Genomic DNA, 15,237 nt, shown 5'->3' on the forward strand with positions numbered 1-15,237 from the left:
CTCGCCCCGCGCCAGGGTTAGTACCGAAGGCGGGGCTTCCCGCAGGCTGAGCTTTTCCAGCATGTTGCGGGATAAACTTCTCGCCCCGTGCTAGGGTTAGTACCGAAGGCGGGGCTCGAACCCGCACGATGTTGCCATCACTGGATTTTGAATCCAGCGCGTCTACCAATTCCGCCACTTCGGCTCGATGCGGCACCTTTGAATGAACCTCCCTTTGGGGGTTTTGGCATCATCATGCTGTACCGACTTTTCAAATGTGTTTTGCAATTCCTTAATTGCGGATGCAAATATAGGGTCCGGCTTTGGATTTGTAAAGCATTTTGGGAGAAAAAAAGGTTCTTTTTGACGCCCAAAATGCTCACTAATTGAGAATCAATAACTTCCTAGCCGAAAAAACTCCGGATGATATCCAGGCCGTTGGCATACAAGACCAAGAGTAGGACCAGGATGAAGCCGACCATAGTGGCCCGCTCCAAGAATTTATCGCTGGGCTTGCGGCCGGTCACTACCTCATAAAGGAGGAACATCACATGCCCGCCATCGAGGGCCGGGATAGGGAGGAGGTTCATAAAAGCAAGGATAAGGGATAGGATCGCGGTCATGGTCCAGAACCGCTCCCATTGCCACTCATTGCCAAACATAGAGCCTATAGTGCCAAAGCCGCCCAGGCTATCGGAGGCTTTGATTTTGCCTTTGAACATTTGCCCGAAGGCTTTGACCTGATCGCCCAGGAATCCCCAGCCTTTAGCGATACCTGCAGGGATGGCTTCCGCGAGCGTGTAAGTCTGCCGTTCCGTACCGAACATCTCGTCCGGCAGTACGCGGGCTACCCCGATCATGCCTTCTGCTGTGGTCGTCATGGTGAGGTTGAGCGTATCAGCTTCATTGCGGAGCACCGCAACGGTAATCTCCTCGGCTTTCCGTTCTTTTACGGCCTTGGCAAAATCAAAGAAGAAAGGGGTCGGTTGGCCGTTCAGCCCAATCACTTGGTCCCCGATTTCCATGCCAGCTGCTTTGGCTGGGCTTTCTTTGAGGAAGTCGCTGATGACAAAGGGGGTCCTGGGAATGAAGAGCAGGGCGTTTTTATACTCATAACTGGACAGCATAGTGACAAACTTAGGGTCGATGGGCACTTCAATTTGTTCCCCGTCCCGTTTTACGGTCAATTGGCTGGCGTTGTTGATGATGATCTCCCGCACCAGTATGCGGTCATTGAATTTGTCGAAGGGCTTGCCGTCGATGGCCAGGATGTGGTCCCCGTCACGCAGCCCCATGTCCTGCCCGATAGAATCGACCTGAATGCCATACGTGACATTTTCTGCAGGGAGGTATTCCTGTCCATACCCCCACAAAACCATGCTGTAGATGAAAAAGCCCAGGATGAAATTGACGGTGACCCCCCCGAGCATGATCACGAGCCGCTGCCAGGCCGGCTTAGAGCGGAACTCCCAGGGCTGTGGCTCCTGTTGCAGCTGTTCGCTGTCAAAGCTCTCATCTATCATGCCTGAGATTTTGACATAGCCCCCGAGGGGGAGCCAGCCAATGCCGTATTCTGTATCTCCAATTTTGCGTTTGAACAGCTCAAACCAGGGGTCGAAGAATAAGTAAAATTTTTCCACCCGGGTCCCGAACAGGCGCGCAGGGATGAAGTGCCCCAGCTCGTGGAGGACAATCAAGATGGATAAGCTGAGCATTAACTGCCCGCCCATGATCAAATAATCCATATAATTCAGGCTTGAAACGTGATTTGCTTGTGCGGGGCCGATTGCCGCCAAACGTGAAAAAGAACACCGCCCCGGGGGCGAATGTTTTGCAAGCCCGGCAAAGGTAGGCAATTCGGGGGCATTTTTAATAATGCAATCCTGGCAGTGGGCAGCATCGGTTTTTTTCCGCTCCAAACCTCTTATCTTAGCCCGCCAAACGTACCGGATATGCAGCTGTTTTTCACTACCGATATTATTGGGCAGCGGGCAGCGCTGCCAGCAGACGAAGCCCGTCATTGTGTTCAGGTGCTCCGCAAAAAGCCAGGAGACCGGGTGCAGTTTATCGATGGAGAGGGGGGCATGTTCACCGGCCGGATCCTCGAAGTGGGCAAAAAGAGCTGTGTCATTGCAGTGGAGGAGGAGGAGCGCAATTATCAGCCCTTGCCGGCAGCTGTCCACCTGGCGGTGGCCCCTACGAAGAACATCAGCCGTATAGAGTGGCTGTTGGAGAAAGCCACAGAAATCGGGCTGACGGCTTTCCATCCTTTCTTCAGCGAGCACTCCGAGCGCAAAGTGCTGAAGCCGGAGCGTTTGGAAAAAATAGCCTTGTCGGCAGCCAAACAGTCTGGGAGGGCTTATGTGCCTAAAATCATGCCTGCTGTGCCTTTTGCGGATTTTCTGGAGCAGGCCCCAGTTTGCGAGCAGCGCTTCGCCGCCTATCTGGGCGAGGGCGTTAAGGGGAGCTTAAAGTTGAACTACCGCCCGGGGGCTGATGTTTGTTTGCTGATAGGCCCGGAAGGCGGGTTCAGCCCCAGGGAAGCCGCACTTGCGGCCAGCAAAGGGTATGCCCTCGTTTCCCTTGGCCCTAACCGCCTGCGCACGGAAACGGCTGCCCTTGCAGCATGCCACACCGTCAATTTGATCAACCAAGATTTTCATACCCGTTTAGATGACCGCTCGCTATGACAAAAATATTGCTCACGCTTCTTACTTTGCTGCCTTTTGCATTGCCCTTTGCGGATGCTCCCGGGCAGCCTACGCTGAAAATGGCGCTCCTGAAGTACAACGGCGGTGGAGACTGGTACGCCAACCCTACCGCCCTGCCCAACCTCGCAGCTTTTTGCAATAATCAGCTGGGCACCAATTTCTCAACTGAATATGCAGAAGTAGCAGTGGGGAGTGCAGAGCTGTTCAATTACGCCTTCGTGCACATGACAGGGCACGGCAACGTCGTCTTTTCCAACGCAGAGGCTGAGAACCTCAGGGCTTACCTGCTGGCCGGAGGGTTCTTGCATATCGATGATAATTATGGAATGGACCCCTATGTCCGGGTGGCGATGAAAAAAGTATTCCCGGATCAGGAATTTGTGGAGCTGCCGTTCGAACATGACATCTACCGGCAAAAATTCGAATTTAAGGGCGGGCTCCCTAAAATACATAAGCACGACGATGCCCCTCCCCGGGGCTACGGCTTGTTTCACGAAGGCCGGCTGGTCTGTTTTTATACCTTCGAATGCGACCTTGGCGATGGGTGGGAGGACGAAGATGTTCACAATGACCCGCAAGAAGTGCGCCTGCAGGCTTTGCGCATGGGGGCCAACATCATTCAATTCGCTTTTCAGCAATAAGGGGCTAAGCAGGTGCAGGAAGGAAGCGCAGCCCTGCTGCCAACAGCGGAAGGGCGCTCAATCATACGCTGAGGGCTGCCACGCCTCCCCTCATTGCCAGATCGGCAAACGGCTCTTCCGCAGATAGGCCTTGATGTTCAGCCAAAAAGCGATAAACAGGTACAGTATGGCGGGGGAGCCAAGGGTGACGAAAGAGATGTAGATGAAATAGACCCTGACCCGTTCGGATGCTATCCCCATTTTGTCGCCGAGGTAGCTGCATACCCCGAACGCGGAACGCTCCATCATTTTTTTTAACTGCCTCATTTCTCAAGGTATTTACTTTAGGGTAACGCAATATACAGGTGCTGCCGCTGCCTGCCCCATCATTTGCTTTGTGCTTTTGGGGGGCATGCTTTGCCCATGCCCACCGTCCTAACAATCAGATTCGGGTTTGGTTAGCCAAGCCCCAAATAATTATGGCTGAAATTCCGCCTGCGCCATATTTTTGCTGTAAGGATGGGGCCCTGCCCCTGCCAGCAGGCAGGTGCCGCTATGCTCCGGGGCTCGCTGCCCGCTCGGCCCCTCGCCCTACAGGCGTCGGGTCTGGCCTTCGGCCACCCCTGCGCAGCGCTAGGCCAATGCCAGGCAAAAGCCCGGAAAGCTTAAACGCCTGCGGCCTTTTAGTCTGCGCCTGTGCAGCCACTCCGATGGCTGCACAGAAGGCGCTAGGCCCGCCAAAAAAACGGAGCGCCTGAGCCTAGCTCTGCTGGATTGATCCGTGATTTATGGCTTGAGGCACTAGAAAGGGCTTAAGCGTGGAAATGCTATCCAATAATCCGGTCTAGCCGCACTAGCCACAAGCTGTACACGATAGCCCTGTAGCGTGATTTTTGAATGTTTGAGGCGCCGGGCATGCCGGCCAGCCTGCTAGTTTGCGATGGGCATATCCCCTGCGTTCAAAGAAACCTGATAGACCGCGCTTGCATTTTCAAGGGCATGCCCAGAAGGCTGCTCGCCTTTGCCAGAGAAAAGCGCGTAAGCGCCCCCGATGCCGATGATGAGGATGAGCGCGATAACAAGCGTTTCGATTTTTGATTTGTTGCGTGCCATGATGTAGAAGTTTGTTGGTGTCCGGCTGCGCCGGGGTTACTGGATTGGCATAGGCCGCCCATTCCCGGGGAGAGCAGCTCGTAGGCTCGCCACAGGGCATAGCATGGGCAGGGCAACCTGGTTGCCGGTTGTGAAAAGTTTGTGGGGGGGCTAGGCACAGCGGTGGCTAGCCGCGCTGTGCCATCGGCAGGAGGCATGCGGTACTTGGGGGCAGGGCATAGGAAGGGCTTTCAGCTAAGGTGTCCCTTCAGCTGTTGCCAGAGTACAGGGGGGGAGGGCAATCCAGGTCAAGCCCGGATTACGTTCTGTACATACTGCCCAATGGCGTGCTGCGCATTGCAGGTGCAATGATGCGTGCAGCAGGGTCTGTCCGGCCCCACATGCTTAGGCCAATATGATCGTCTTGCTGTTTTGGGGGGAGAGGGGCAATAGCCTGCTCCCTGTAGGTTAAGGAGGGGGAGCGGCGCGCCTTCCCGCTTGGCAAAGCAGGGACAGGCTGTGCGCTGTGGATGGAGTAGCGTACTGCATAGGTCGTCTTTTTAGTGTGAGATTGTTTGCTCGGGCGGAGCGTTACCGCACTGGCGTCTATGCAAATATTGTAAAAAACATTTATATGACTACAATATTTAAAGTGTTTTGTATTTATAAAAATCATAATGTGTAAGCTTATTAGGTTCGCTTACAGTACTACAAAATATATGCCAAAAATATAATGTAAGGGAGGAAGGGGGAGAGGGCAGGGCAGATAGGCAGCGTGCCAACCGCCTACTGTACAAGGGGTTTGAGGCGTTCAGTTGGAGATAAAGCGCGGCTCCGATTGCTTAGGGAGCAGTAGCCACAAACGGCCATAAGCGTTCATGTTGCCTGCTGTGCGGGCTGCTTCCGGGCCTACGCCCTGATAGTAGTCTATATGCCCTGGCCCGCGGATAGCGCCCCCGACGTCTTGGGCTGTCAGCAGGCGGTACTCGTAATGCGAGACGCGCTGTGTGCGGTTGTCGAACACAGGGCAGGCGGCAAGGAGGGTGCTGCCCAGGGGGATGTACCGCCGGTCTACGGCAATAGAATGCTGAGGGGTCAGCGGGACGTTCCCTGCCCCAGCGGGCACAGCGGATTGGCGGACAAAAAAGGTATAGGAGGGGTTTTGGAAAAGCACGGTATCCGTAAGGCCAGGCTTGCCGTTCAGGAAAGACCGGATACCGGCGATGGAGAGTTTGGCGGGGTTAAGGTCGTGCCGGCTGTTCAGGTATTTCTCAATGCTGCGGTAGGGGTGCCGGTTGCTGCCATTATAGGCAAAGAGCTCCCGGGTGCCATCCGGGTATTCTACATAGCCTGAGCCTTGCAGCTGCATATAGTAAATATCTACTTTGCTTTTTGCGTAGGCGAGCTCAAGCCCGAGCCCTTTGAATGCGCTGTCCCGCTCGATCTTGGCACGGGTCGGCAGCGCTCCTTCCCAGGAGATGGGATGGGTATAGATAGGGTGCTGAAAGGGCCCCTGCTGCTCGCGGCTTACGGGTATGATGGGAGTGAAATATCCAGTAAAACGGACCGCCCCTTTCTGGTCTGCACCCCAGATTTGATAGGCATCGAGGTAATGCCCCAAGCCTGCGGGCTTTTCGTTTTCCCAGCTGAGCAGTATGCGGGCGGCCTCCTCCAAGTCTTCGTGCGAAGTGATGAGCTGCCCGATCTGATAGCTGCGGCGGCCTTGGGCGAGGTTCAGCAGGCTCAGGTTTTGCCGCAGTGCAGCCGTAAGCGGCTCGGTTATGGTAGGGAAGGGGAAGGAGTCTATTGGGCTGAGCTCGTAGATATGGGCAAGGGGCTGTGCGCCTTCCACTTTCCCGTTCCGTTTCAGCGGAGGCTGCGCCAGGGCAGTGGGCTGCGGCAGGCTCTCTAGGGCAACGGGCAGTTCGCCGGTATTGACATCACCTTGGCACCCCCATAGGAACAGGGCAAAAACAGCCGCTTTGTAGAGGTAGGGGCGCATAGCTTAGGTTTGGTCAATTGGTGTGCCCGGAGGGGGCATACCGATTAAAAGGTGTTCGTTTCCTTGCTGTCAAGGTACTAATTTTTTTGTGCGGTGATCAGGCTGTATTGCCATAAATCCTGCTGCAGGGCTTCGAATTGCTTGATGCTGCCACGCAGGTTGTTGTACTGTTCTGCGCTCCTGATGCGGAGCAGCCGGAGCAGGCTGTTGGCCCAAGACCACCTTAGGGAAATTTTGTACAGGTTTTTCAGGGAGATAAAGGCATACCGCGTAAAATCTTCGGCTGCCAGATTTTGGAGACCCGCCGCTTCTGCATAAGCGGTGTGCTCTGCTACAGTTGAGATATCAGGGATGGCCCAACGGTTGAGCCAGTCCATCAGCAGCTTTTCTTGGGCCTCTAAATGGAACGGCCGCTGACGTCGGGTGTACTCCGCGATCACCAGCCTGCCGCCAGGCTTGAGCAGTCGGGCCGCCTCTTGGTAGAACAGGGCTTTGTCAGCGGCATGGCATAGGCTCTCGCAAGCCCAGACGACATCAAAGCTTTCATCAGCGGCAGGTACACTGCAGAAGTCGCCCACCACAAAAGCACAGGCATCGCTCAGCCCTCTGCGCTGCGCTACAGCATGTGCTTTGCTGATCTGACTGCCCACTGGGCTGATGCCCATCGTTTTCGCCCCAGCGTGGCGGGCTAGCCAAAAACTGCTCCCCCCTTGCCCACATCCTGCGTCTAGCACCCGCATCCCTGCCGCTACCCCCGCCTTGCTGGCCATGATTTTGTTGGTGTTCAGCAGGGCGGCATCATGATGGGTGTGCTCACGGTCGTAAAACCCGAAATGTACGGCTAGGTTCTCTTCATTGAGCCAGGCAATTTTGTAATCGAACTGGGTTTTGTCGTAGTAGGCAATGACCTCCTGAAGGGCGGGGCGCGTTGGCGTGCGGGGCTGCATTTTTAACCGAAGTTAAGGAAAAACGATAAGCAGGGGCGTAAAAAAACGCCTAGCCAGGGCGGCCTGCTTTGTGAAAAAGCTAAAGGGGCTTAGGGCGCAGACCAAAATGTGGCAGGTCTTGATGCTTTCCGGGATCTAGCCAGGCATTGGCCTAGCGCTGCGCAGGGGTGGCCGAAGGCCAGACCCGACGCCTGTAGGGCGAGGGGCCGAGCGGGCAGCGAGCCCCGGAGCATAGCGGCACCTGCCCGCTGGCAGGGGCAGGCCCCTATCCTTGCGGCAAGAGCAGGCATAAAAAAACCGCCTAGTCAGGGCGGTCCGCTTTGTGAAAAAGCTAAAGGGGCTTAGGACAGCTCTCCCTTTTGTTTTTGCAGTTTGTAGGCTGCTTTCATTACTTCTTTCCTTCTTTCTACGGAAGGTTTGGTGAAATGCTTGCGCGAGCGCAGCTCTTGCAGGACGCCTACCTTTCGGTGCTTCCGCTTATAGCGTTTCAGGGCCCGGTCGATGTTTTCACCATTCTTTACTTCGATAATCAGCATAGGCTTATTTTTTGTTGTTAAACGGTTTGTAGTCCGGTTAAATCAACAGGGATAAGCCGGGTAAAGTTCCTTTTTTATTGATTATCTGACATTTAGGATATTACAGCAGGTGCAGTCCGTGGCTTGCGCCCATTAGGTTGGCGAGTTTGTACAGCACCCTTGCGCCTACGTTCCCGTCCCATTCGTGCCCCAGGCCAGCGGTCTCGCAGAGGTCGAACCCAATGATCCGGTGCCCTTTTTCAACCAGTTGAGCCAGGAGGTAATGTGCCTCTTCCAGGGCCAGCCCGCCGGGCACAGGGGTGCCGGTGTTGGGGCATAGGCTTGGCTGCAGCCCGTCTATGTCAAAGCTGATGTACACATGTTCTGGCAGGGTGGAAATGATCTGGCTGGCAATGCTTTTGAACGCCGCCCCTTCAAACTGCTGCCGCCGGATGGCATGGCTGTAAAAGACGGCGGCTCTGCCGCTCTCGTTGGCCAGCTGTACCTCTGCTTCGCAATAGTCGCGTATGCCTACTTGGGTGAGCTGTGTGATTTCAGGGATTTGCAGGGCATTGTAAAAAATAGAGGCATGAGAATAGGTAAACCCTTCATAAGCTTTCCGCAAATCCATGTGGGCGTCAATCTGCAGTACCCCGTAGCTGGGGTAGTGCCGGGCAAGGGCTTTCATCAGCCCAAGGGGCGTGCTGTGGTCTCCGCCTACCACCCCAACGAGCTGCCCTGCAGACAGGAGGCTTTCGCACTGCCCTTCTACCCAATCGTTGAGGGCTTCGCTCCGGCGGTTGATCTGCGCGAGCAGAGCGGCCATCTCGGGCGCATCGGCAAGCTGGCCATTGCGCTCCAGGAAATCAATATATTGGCTGGCTGAAGGCCTTAGTTTTTGGGACTCCTCCAGCCAATACGCATCAGGCTGCCGCATGTAGATGCCCATCTGCCAGGCATCCGGCACATCGGTGTCCAAAAGGTCGAGCTGAGGGGACGCCTCAAGTATATTGGCCGGGCCTGTTGCTGTGCCGGCACCATAAGACACCGTCACGTCCCATGGGACAGGCAACAGCACAATCTGTGCCTCCTGCTCGTCGAATGGGAGCCCGATGAAGTGCCCATTCTGAAGCCCAACTCCATTGGGGTCGAAAGATCTGATTTTTTGTTGCCTGGTTTCGTGGCCGGTCATGATAGCGTTCGTCTTATTGCGTGCCTGAAAATGAGGGTGCGAGGCTTCAAAAGTCCTGTTTTTTTTCTAACTTTTTGCGGTAGGCCAACGATTTTTTTATCCTTGTAAAAACCAAAAATTACCTTTGCGCCAGCGTTAAGCCCAATCGCTGGCCTGTGCCTCAGCCACAGTGCAGTAAAGCAAACAAAATCAGTCAAACATTCAACCACAACCTATGTCTAAAGTCTTGATTATTGGTGCCGGCGGAGTAGGCCGGGTCGTTGTTCATAAATGTGCTCAGCACCCCGAGATTTTTTCGGAGATCATGCTGGCCAGCCGCACAAAGTCCAAGTGTGATGATATTGTAGCCGATGTACAAAAAGCGACCGGGCACCCTGCTATGCAAACGGCTCAGGTAGATGCCGATAATGTGCCGGAGCTGGTGCAGCTTATCCGCTCCTTTGGCCCCAAAATGGTCATCCATGTTGCTTTGCCTTATCAGGACCTTACCATTATGGATGCCTGCCTGGAGACAGGGGTGCACTACCTCGATACCGCCAATTATGAGCCCAAGGACGAGGCGAAGTTTGAATACAGCTGGCAGTGGGCTTATCAGGACCGGTTCCGGGAGGCTGGCCTGACGGCTATCTTGGGCTGCGGCTTCGATCCGGGGGTGACGAGCATCTTTACTGCCCGTGCTGCAAAACATCACTTTGATGAAATGCATTACCTCGATATCGTAGATTGCAACGCAGGCGACCATGGCAAGGCTTTTGCCACGAATTTCAACCCGGAAATCAACATCCGGGAGGTGACCCAAAAAGGGCGCTACTGGGAAAATGGGCAATGGGTGGAAACGGAGCCTCACGAGATCATGGAGGTCCTCAACTACCCTAATATTGGGCCACGAGATTCTTACCTGATCTACCACGAAGAGCTGGAGTCTCTGGTGAAAAATTACCCCACCCTGAAGCGGGCCCGCTTTTGGATGACCTTTGGGCAGGAATACCTGACCCACCTCCGTGTAATCCAGAATATCGGTATGGCGGGCATCGAGCCGGTCAAGTACAAAGGCATGGATGTCATCCCGCTGGAGTTCCTTAAAGCGGTCCTGCCAGACCCGGGCGGGCTGGGTGAAAACTACACCGGCGAAACCTCGATCGGCTGCCGTATCCGTGGCTTGAAAGACGGCAAAGAGCAGACCTATTACATCTGGAATAACTGCAGCCATCAGGCCGCCTTCGACGAGACTGGTGCACAGGGCGTTTCTTACACGACCGGCGTGCCCGCCGCGCTTGGGGCCGCTATGCTGCTTACCGGCGAATGGGGCGGTGCCGGGGTTTTCAATGTGGAAGAGTTCAACCCCGACCCGTTCCTGGATAAGCTTGGGGAGTGGGGCCTGCCCTGGCAGGAAACAGTTGGTGCTGACCTCGAGCTCTAAGCTCAGCTAATTTCCTCTATCCAATGGGCATGCCCGGGCTGTAAAGCTCGGGCATGCCTTGTCAAAACTAAGCCATGATCGACTACTCCAAGGCCCCTTCCCCTTCCTATCTGCTAGACCTAGGCCGGCTGAAGCGCAACCTTTCCCTCATCAAGCGGGTACAGGACGAAGCGGGCGTTTCAGTTATCCTTGCCCTGAAGGGCTTTTCCATGTGGCGGGTCTTCCCCCTGGTGAAGGAGTACCTTAAAGGGGCCACAGCAAGCTCTCTGCACGAAGCCCGGCTGATCTTTGAAGAGATGGGCGTAAAGGCACATACTTATTCGCCCGCTTATCTGCCCACAGAGTTCGAGGAGGTTTTAGGCTACAGCAGCCATGTCACTTTCAACTCCCTGAGCGAGTACGAGCGCTTCCGCCACCGCCTCTCTGGAAAAGGGGTGTCTGCAGGCCTTCGGGTCAATCCAGAATACTCTGAGGTGGAGGTAGACCTTTACAATCCGGCTGCAAAGGGCTCCCGCCTTGGCGTAGCACCTGACAAGCTGGCCGATGGGCTGCCGGAAGGGGTTGATGGGCTGCATTTCCATACGTTGTGCGAGTCTTCTTCCTACGACTTGGAAAAGGTGTTGGCTGCATTCGAGCACCACTTCGGCCACTTGTTCCCTGCCCTGAAGTGGGTCAATTTTGGCGGCGGCCACCTCATGACCCGCCAAGGCTATGATATCAGCCATTTGATCAGCCTGCTGAAGGGGTTCCGGCAGCGTACTGGGCTGGAGGTCATCCTGGAGCCGGGCAGCGCTATTGCCTGGGAAACTGGCGAGCTGATTGCCACCGTCTTGGATGTCGTGGAGAATAGAGGGGTTAAAACGGCCATTCTGGATGTGTCCTTCACAGCGCATATGCCCGACACGCTGGAGATGCCTTATCTGCCTAAAATACTGGGCTCAGTGCCAGAGGGCGAAGGGGCTTATCATTACCGCATGGGCGGGGTAAGCTGCCTTGCAGGTGATTACAAGGAGGGCTATACTTTTACCTCCCCGCTTGAGCCTGGCGATCAAATTGTTTTCTGGGACATGATCCACTACACTATGGTCAAGACTACTACGTTCAACGGGGTCAGGCATCCTGATATTTGTATCTGGAAGGAAGATGGAGAGCTGGAAGTCGTCAAGGCTTTTGGGTACGAAGATTTCAAAGGCCGGCTGTCTTAACCCCCGATCAGTAAAAGCTGTCTAACCCTGAATTCAAACGGGCCTGCCTGCCGCTGACTGATCAGGAAGCCGACTTGGCTTAAGGTCAGGCTGCTCAGGGCAGGGGCTTCAGGCTTGTGCCGCCCGCGGAAGGTAGGGGAAAACTCGTCTAAAGGGCAGTCGGCAGTCTGCCAAGTGCCCGATGATGGAGGCAAGGTGAAGCGGTAGGCGATGTGGGCCCACTGTTCTTCCTGCACCCGTAGGCGGATGTCATAGGCTTTGCCGTCAGGGCAATAACTGATCCGGATAGCACGGAAATTGTGCAGGGGCACCATCTGGCTAAGCCCAGCTTTTACAGAAGCAAAGCCGCCGCTGTTGTCAAGCGATACCCTTCCCGAGAAAATACCTTCTCCCGCTATGGTTTCAAACCGGCTCTGCGAAAGCCCCCCCATCACGGTATCATTGATGGGCACCCAATTGAGCAGCCCTTGCTGGAAGCTGGTTAGCATAAGTGTTGAAGGGGTCATGGTTGCGAGCGTGTTGGGATTTTGGTCTTCTAATCGAAAATTAGTGCCTCAAGCCATAAACCCTTGGCACCCCAAGTTTCGTTCTTTTCCGCCTGCTCTTCGTTAAAGGACCGCTCCTTTAGCTCGGGCTAGAGTCGCGAGCCTTCGCCTTGATCAGCCGGAAAACAACTTCAACTTAAGTATCAGAGATTTATGGCTTAAGGCACTAGTAGTTTTTTGATTAAACGAGACCCGAAAACCAGTGTTTAGCTAAGTCCCGCTATTTATGCACAAAAGCGGGAAGGGTTTTCGGGGCGAAGTGTAAGCTAAAAAGTGTCCCGCTGTCTAGCGGATAGACCGGTTACTAAAGTTCTAACACGCTCTAAAGGGTTGCAAAATAAAAGGTTAAGCCCCCTTTCGCGTATAATTGCGTTAGGGGGCCTTGTCGTTGTTTAGCTCAATTTGATCTGGCTGAACTCGGCAGGGGCTTTTGCCCAAAAGCAGCCGTTTTCGGCGTGGATTTCCAGAGGCTGCCCGTCGCACAGGACTGTTTTAGGCTGGAAACTGAGCCCATAGAAACGGATTTCAAAGCTGTCGTAGGATGTTTTGAAATGGCCCTCCTTTGTTCGGTCAAGCACTAAAGTGCCTTTGTTTGCTGTTGTTTTGAAATGCTGAAGGGCATAGTTGCCATCCTCGTGCGCGTACCCTTCGCCCGCATCTTCGTAGAGTTTGGCCTGCCCCGAGCCCGCATAAACCCTCAGGGTGATTTCGTCAAACACTTTTTCCCCCGTATACTGCTGTACCGGGTAGTTGGGCACGACAGCGCCTGCACGGCAGAGCAGCGGCAAGCGGTCAGGGCTACAGCTCAGCCGGGCAGTGCGCGCACCGGTATATTTCCGGCCGGTTTCGTAATCCAGCCATTCCCCTTCCGGCAGGTAAGCCGTTACGGTTTTGGCCCCGGGCCTGAGGACGGGCACAACGAGAAGGTCTCCCCCGAATAAGAACTCATTTTCGCGCTCAGCGGCTTTCGCGTCCCCTGGCGCTTCAAATACCAGGCTGCGAAGTATTGGCGTGCCATCTTGCACATGCTGCCAGAAAGCGGTATACAAGTAGGGCAGGAGCTTATACCGCAGCTCAACCGCAGTGCGGGCCTGATCGGTATAGGGCTGCCCAAAAGCCCAAGGCTCCTGGTCCATACGGTTGTTGCGCTCCGCTGCTTTGATCTCCTCCGCATCTGCCTCAGCTGCTCCATCTACGTTATTGCCCATAGAGTGGACGCGGAACAGTGGGTGGAAAACAGCAAGCTGCATCCACCGGGCGAAGAGCTCTCCCGAGGGCTGTTCACAGAAGCCGCCTACATCCGTGCCGACAAAGGAAAAGCCAGAAATGCTGAGCCGTTGGCACTGAATGTTGGCGAGCCGCAAATGTTCCCAACTGGCCACGTTGTCGCCAGTCCAGACACTAGCATAGCGCTGCCCGCCCGAAAAGGTAGCCCGGGTAAGCAGGAAGGGGCGCTTGCCTGGGTTGAGCTTTTTTAGCCCTTCTACGGTAGCTCTTGACATTTGTTGGCCGTATATATTGTGCGCCCGGCGGTGGTTGGTCCGCATGCCATCATAATCGTGCAGTACCTCATCTGGAAAAGTAGCGATATCCACCTGGAACACCGCAGGCTCGTTCATGTCATTCCAAAAGCCGCTCACGCCCTCTGTATTGTAAAGCTCTTCGTAGAGCTGCCCCCACCATTCGCGCACATCGGGGCGGGTATAGTCAGGGAATACGCACTCCGGAGGCCACACTGGGCCGCGCATGACCTCTCCTGAGGTCCGATAGCAGAACACATCTTTTTCTAAACCTTTGTCATAAACGTGGTACCCGGGGTCAGCTTTGATGCCGGGGTCGATCATGACGATAGCCTGAAAGCCCTGTTCCCGGAGCTTTCTGATCATGCCCGCAGGGTCGGGGAAATACGCTTTGTTCCAGGTGAAGCAGCGGTAGCCGTCCATATAGTCGATGTCCAGGTAGATGGCATCGCAAGGGATTTTGCGCTCCCTGAACTCCCGGGCCAGCTCGTGCACCCGCTCTTCAGGATAGTAGCTCCAGCGGCACTGATGGAAACCAAGGGCCCAGATCGGAGGGAGCTCATGTGTCCCGGTCAGGGCAGCGTAGCGGCGGGCTACATCAAGCAGGGCTGGCCCCTGTATAAAGTAATAATCGACCTCGCCGGCCGTGGCCCAGAATGAGGCTTCGCCCTCTGTCGTATGGCTGAAATCAAAAAAGGACCGGGCAGTATTGTGGAAAAAAATCCCATAAGCCTGCCCATTGTGCAGGCCATAATAAAAGGGTATGCTGCGGTAGAGCGGATCGGTTTGTTTTTGGTAGCCAAACGAATCGGTGTTCCAGTTTTCAAGGCGCTGCCCGCGGAGGTTCAGGCTGCAGCTCTTGTCCCCCAGCCCAAAAAACGCTTCTCCCGGCTGTGCGGCCTTGGTGACGGTCATTTTTTCAAAGCCGTTCAGGATGGTCTTGCGGGCTGCCACCGGGGCGGCATCTTCATTAATGATCTGCCCCGTGGCGGCATCTTCGAACGTCAGGCGGCAGTCTGCTTTACTGATGTGGCAGAGCAGGTTGCCGTGCTGCAGGCTCAGGCGGCTTTGCTGTTCATTGATGCCCAATTCCCAGCCTCCCTCCTGTGCGCCTTGCTGTACTGCATAGGAAAAATCTCGCTCGAAGCGGCCTTCTGGTGCAAATCGTACCCGGAGCACCCCTTCTCTGACTGCAGCAATGCGCAGCTGTGCAGATTGCGCCCCATACAGCGTTAGGCAGCTGCCGTCGTTTGCCAGCTCATAACGGCTCAGCGGGCCGGGGCTGATCTCTTCGTATACATCGGGGTAGCGTGCGCTAGTCTCTGTGGCAGACTTGGGTACGGCCTGCAGTGCTTTTTTTTGTTTTGCCATGGTTTCAATTGTCGGTTCGCGGTTTATGAGGCGGGCTGACGCCAAATATACCAAAAGAGGGGCTATGGGGTGACGGCATTAGGCAATAATATGGCAGGGCCGCGGGGCCGGGTCTGTT

Annotated in this window: 13 protein-coding genes and 1 tRNA gene; 4 read left to right on the forward strand and 10 right to left on the reverse strand. The window is 55.1% G+C overall.

The window, feature by feature from the left end; genetic code table 11:
- Positions 1-100: 100 nt before the first annotated feature.
- Both FRY97_RS00940 and rseP read right to left on the reverse strand, forming a co-directional pair.
- Positions 101-184: transfer RNA gene (locus FRY97_RS00940), tRNA-Leu, on the reverse strand.
- 199 nt (positions 185-383) lie between these two features.
- On the reverse strand, positions 384-1,724 hold the full coding sequence (gene rseP, locus FRY97_RS00945; RefSeq protein ID WP_147165538.1) for an RIP metalloprotease RseP: 1,341 nt from the start codon (positions 1,722-1,724) through the stop codon (positions 384-386).
- A gap of 207 nt (positions 1,725-1,931) precedes the next feature.
- On the opposite strand from rseP, the gene FRY97_RS00950 reads away from it, so the two are divergent.
- Positions 1,932-2,669 (forward strand): RsmE family RNA methyltransferase, encoded by a 738-nt coding sequence (locus FRY97_RS00950; protein WP_170254439.1) that lies wholly within the window; start codon positions 1,932-1,934, stop codon positions 2,667-2,669.
- Complete coding sequence (locus tag FRY97_RS00955) at positions 2,666-3,331, forward strand: DUF4159 domain-containing protein (protein WP_147165540.1); 666 nt, start codon at positions 2,666-2,668, stop codon at positions 3,329-3,331. Before FRY97_RS00950 ends, FRY97_RS00955 begins: the two co-directional genes overlap by 4 nt.
- Positions 3,332-3,421: 90 nt before the next feature.
- Here FRY97_RS00955 and FRY97_RS00960 read toward each other — a convergent pair whose 3' ends face one another.
- The 6 genes from FRY97_RS00960 to FRY97_RS00990 form a co-directional block, all read right to left on the reverse strand.
- A complete protein-coding gene (locus tag FRY97_RS00960; RefSeq protein WP_147165541.1) occupies positions 3,422-3,637 on the reverse strand; it encodes a PspC family transcriptional regulator in 216 nt (71 codons plus the stop codon).
- A 603-nt stretch (positions 3,638-4,240) separates the two neighbouring features.
- Entirely contained in the window at positions 4,241-4,423 is a 183-nt protein-coding gene (locus FRY97_RS00965; RefSeq protein WP_147165542.1) for a hypothetical protein, read from the reverse strand.
- A gap of 790 nt (positions 4,424-5,213) precedes the next feature.
- Positions 5,214-6,404 carry a murein transglycosylase A gene (gene mltA / locus FRY97_RS00970; protein WP_147165543.1) on the reverse strand — a complete coding sequence of 397 codons (1,191 nt, stop codon included), beginning with the start codon at positions 6,402-6,404 and terminating at the stop codon, positions 5,214-5,216.
- A 77-nt stretch (positions 6,405-6,481) separates the two neighbouring features.
- Positions 6,482-7,351: a methyltransferase domain-containing protein gene (locus FRY97_RS00975; RefSeq protein ID WP_147165544.1), complete on the reverse strand. Its 870-nt coding sequence runs from the start codon at positions 7,349-7,351 to the stop codon at positions 6,482-6,484.
- Positions 7,352-7,692: 341 nt separating this feature from the next.
- Positions 7,693-7,887 carry a 30S ribosomal protein S21 gene (rpsU, locus tag FRY97_RS00985; RefSeq protein WP_147165546.1) on the reverse strand — a complete coding sequence of 65 codons (195 nt, stop codon included), beginning with the start codon at positions 7,885-7,887 and terminating at the stop codon, positions 7,693-7,695.
- A 100-nt stretch (positions 7,888-7,987) separates the two neighbouring features.
- A complete protein-coding gene (locus FRY97_RS00990; protein ID WP_147165547.1) occupies positions 7,988-9,058 on the reverse strand; it encodes an agmatinase family protein in 1,071 nt (356 codons plus the stop codon).
- Between the two features lie 214 nt (positions 9,059-9,272).
- Between FRY97_RS00990 and FRY97_RS00995 the strand changes: the two genes are divergently transcribed.
- Positions 9,273-10,478, forward strand: a complete 1,206-nt coding sequence (locus FRY97_RS00995; protein ID WP_147165548.1) for a saccharopine dehydrogenase family protein — start codon at positions 9,273-9,275, stop codon at positions 10,476-10,478.
- Between the two features lie 74 nt (positions 10,479-10,552).
- The gene (gene nspC, locus FRY97_RS01000) at positions 10,553-11,683 is read left to right on the forward strand and encodes a carboxynorspermidine decarboxylase (protein ID WP_147165549.1); all 1,131 of its coding nucleotides are present in this window, start codon (positions 10,553-10,555) and stop codon (positions 11,681-11,683) included.
- Here the strand turns inward: nspC and FRY97_RS01005 are convergent.
- Together FRY97_RS01005 and FRY97_RS01010 are read right to left on the reverse strand one after the other, a co-directional pair.
- A complete protein-coding gene (locus tag FRY97_RS01005) occupies positions 11,680-12,189 on the reverse strand; it encodes a CIA30 family protein (RefSeq protein ID WP_147165550.1) in 510 nt (169 codons plus the stop codon). The two genes, nspC and FRY97_RS01005, sit on opposite strands and share 4 nt — an antisense overlap.
- A gap of 431 nt (positions 12,190-12,620) precedes the next feature.
- A complete protein-coding gene (locus tag FRY97_RS01010) occupies positions 12,621-15,119 on the reverse strand; it encodes a glycoside hydrolase family 31 protein (RefSeq protein ID WP_147165551.1) in 2,499 nt (832 codons plus the stop codon).
- Positions 15,120-15,237 lie beyond the last annotated feature (118 nt).

This window comes from Phaeodactylibacter luteus (assembly GCF_007993045.1).
GTDB lineage: Bacteria > Bacteroidota > Bacteroidia > Chitinophagales > Saprospiraceae > Phaeodactylibacter > Phaeodactylibacter luteus.

What these genes read in the sequence shown, in the direction of transcription:
- rseP (WP_147165538.1), bottom strand. Translation starts at nt 1,724, where the DNA reads ATGGATTATTTGATCATGGGCGGGCAGTTAATGCTCAGCTTATCCATC.
- FRY97_RS00950 (WP_170254439.1), top strand. Translation starts at nt 1,932, where the DNA reads ATGCAGCTGTTTTTCACTACCGATATTATTGGGCAGCGGGCAGCGCTG.
- FRY97_RS00955 (WP_147165540.1), top strand. Translation starts at nt 2,666, where the DNA reads ATGACAAAAATATTGCTCACGCTTCTTACTTTGCTGCCTTTTGCATTG.
- FRY97_RS00960 (WP_147165541.1), bottom strand. Translation starts at nt 3,637, where the DNA reads ATGAGGCAGTTAAAAAAAATGATGGAGCGTTCCGCGTTCGGGGTATGC.
- FRY97_RS00965 (WP_147165542.1), bottom strand. Translation starts at nt 4,423, where the DNA reads ATGGCACGCAACAAATCAAAAATCGAAACGCTTGTTATCGCGCTCATC.
- mltA (WP_147165543.1), bottom strand. Translation starts at nt 6,404, where the DNA reads ATGCGCCCCTACCTCTACAAAGCGGCTGTTTTTGCCCTGTTCCTATGG.
- FRY97_RS00975 (WP_147165544.1), bottom strand. Translation starts at nt 7,351, where the DNA reads ATGCAGCCCCGCACGCCAACGCGCCCCGCCCTTCAGGAGGTCATTGCC.
- rpsU (WP_147165546.1), bottom strand. Translation starts at nt 7,887, where the DNA reads ATGCTGATTATCGAAGTAAAGAATGGTGAAAACATCGACCGGGCCCTG.
- FRY97_RS00990 (WP_147165547.1), bottom strand. Translation starts at nt 9,058, where the DNA reads ATGACCGGCCACGAAACCAGGCAACAAAAAATCAGATCTTTCGACCCC.
- FRY97_RS00995 (WP_147165548.1), top strand. Translation starts at nt 9,273, where the DNA reads ATGTCTAAAGTCTTGATTATTGGTGCCGGCGGAGTAGGCCGGGTCGTT.
- nspC (WP_147165549.1), top strand. Translation starts at nt 10,553, where the DNA reads ATGATCGACTACTCCAAGGCCCCTTCCCCTTCCTATCTGCTAGACCTA.
- FRY97_RS01005 (WP_147165550.1), bottom strand. Translation starts at nt 12,189, where the DNA reads ATGACCCCTTCAACACTTATGCTAACCAGCTTCCAGCAAGGGCTGCTC.
- FRY97_RS01010 (WP_147165551.1), bottom strand. Translation starts at nt 15,119, where the DNA reads ATGGCAAAACAAAAAAAAGCACTGCAGGCCGTACCCAAGTCTGCCACA.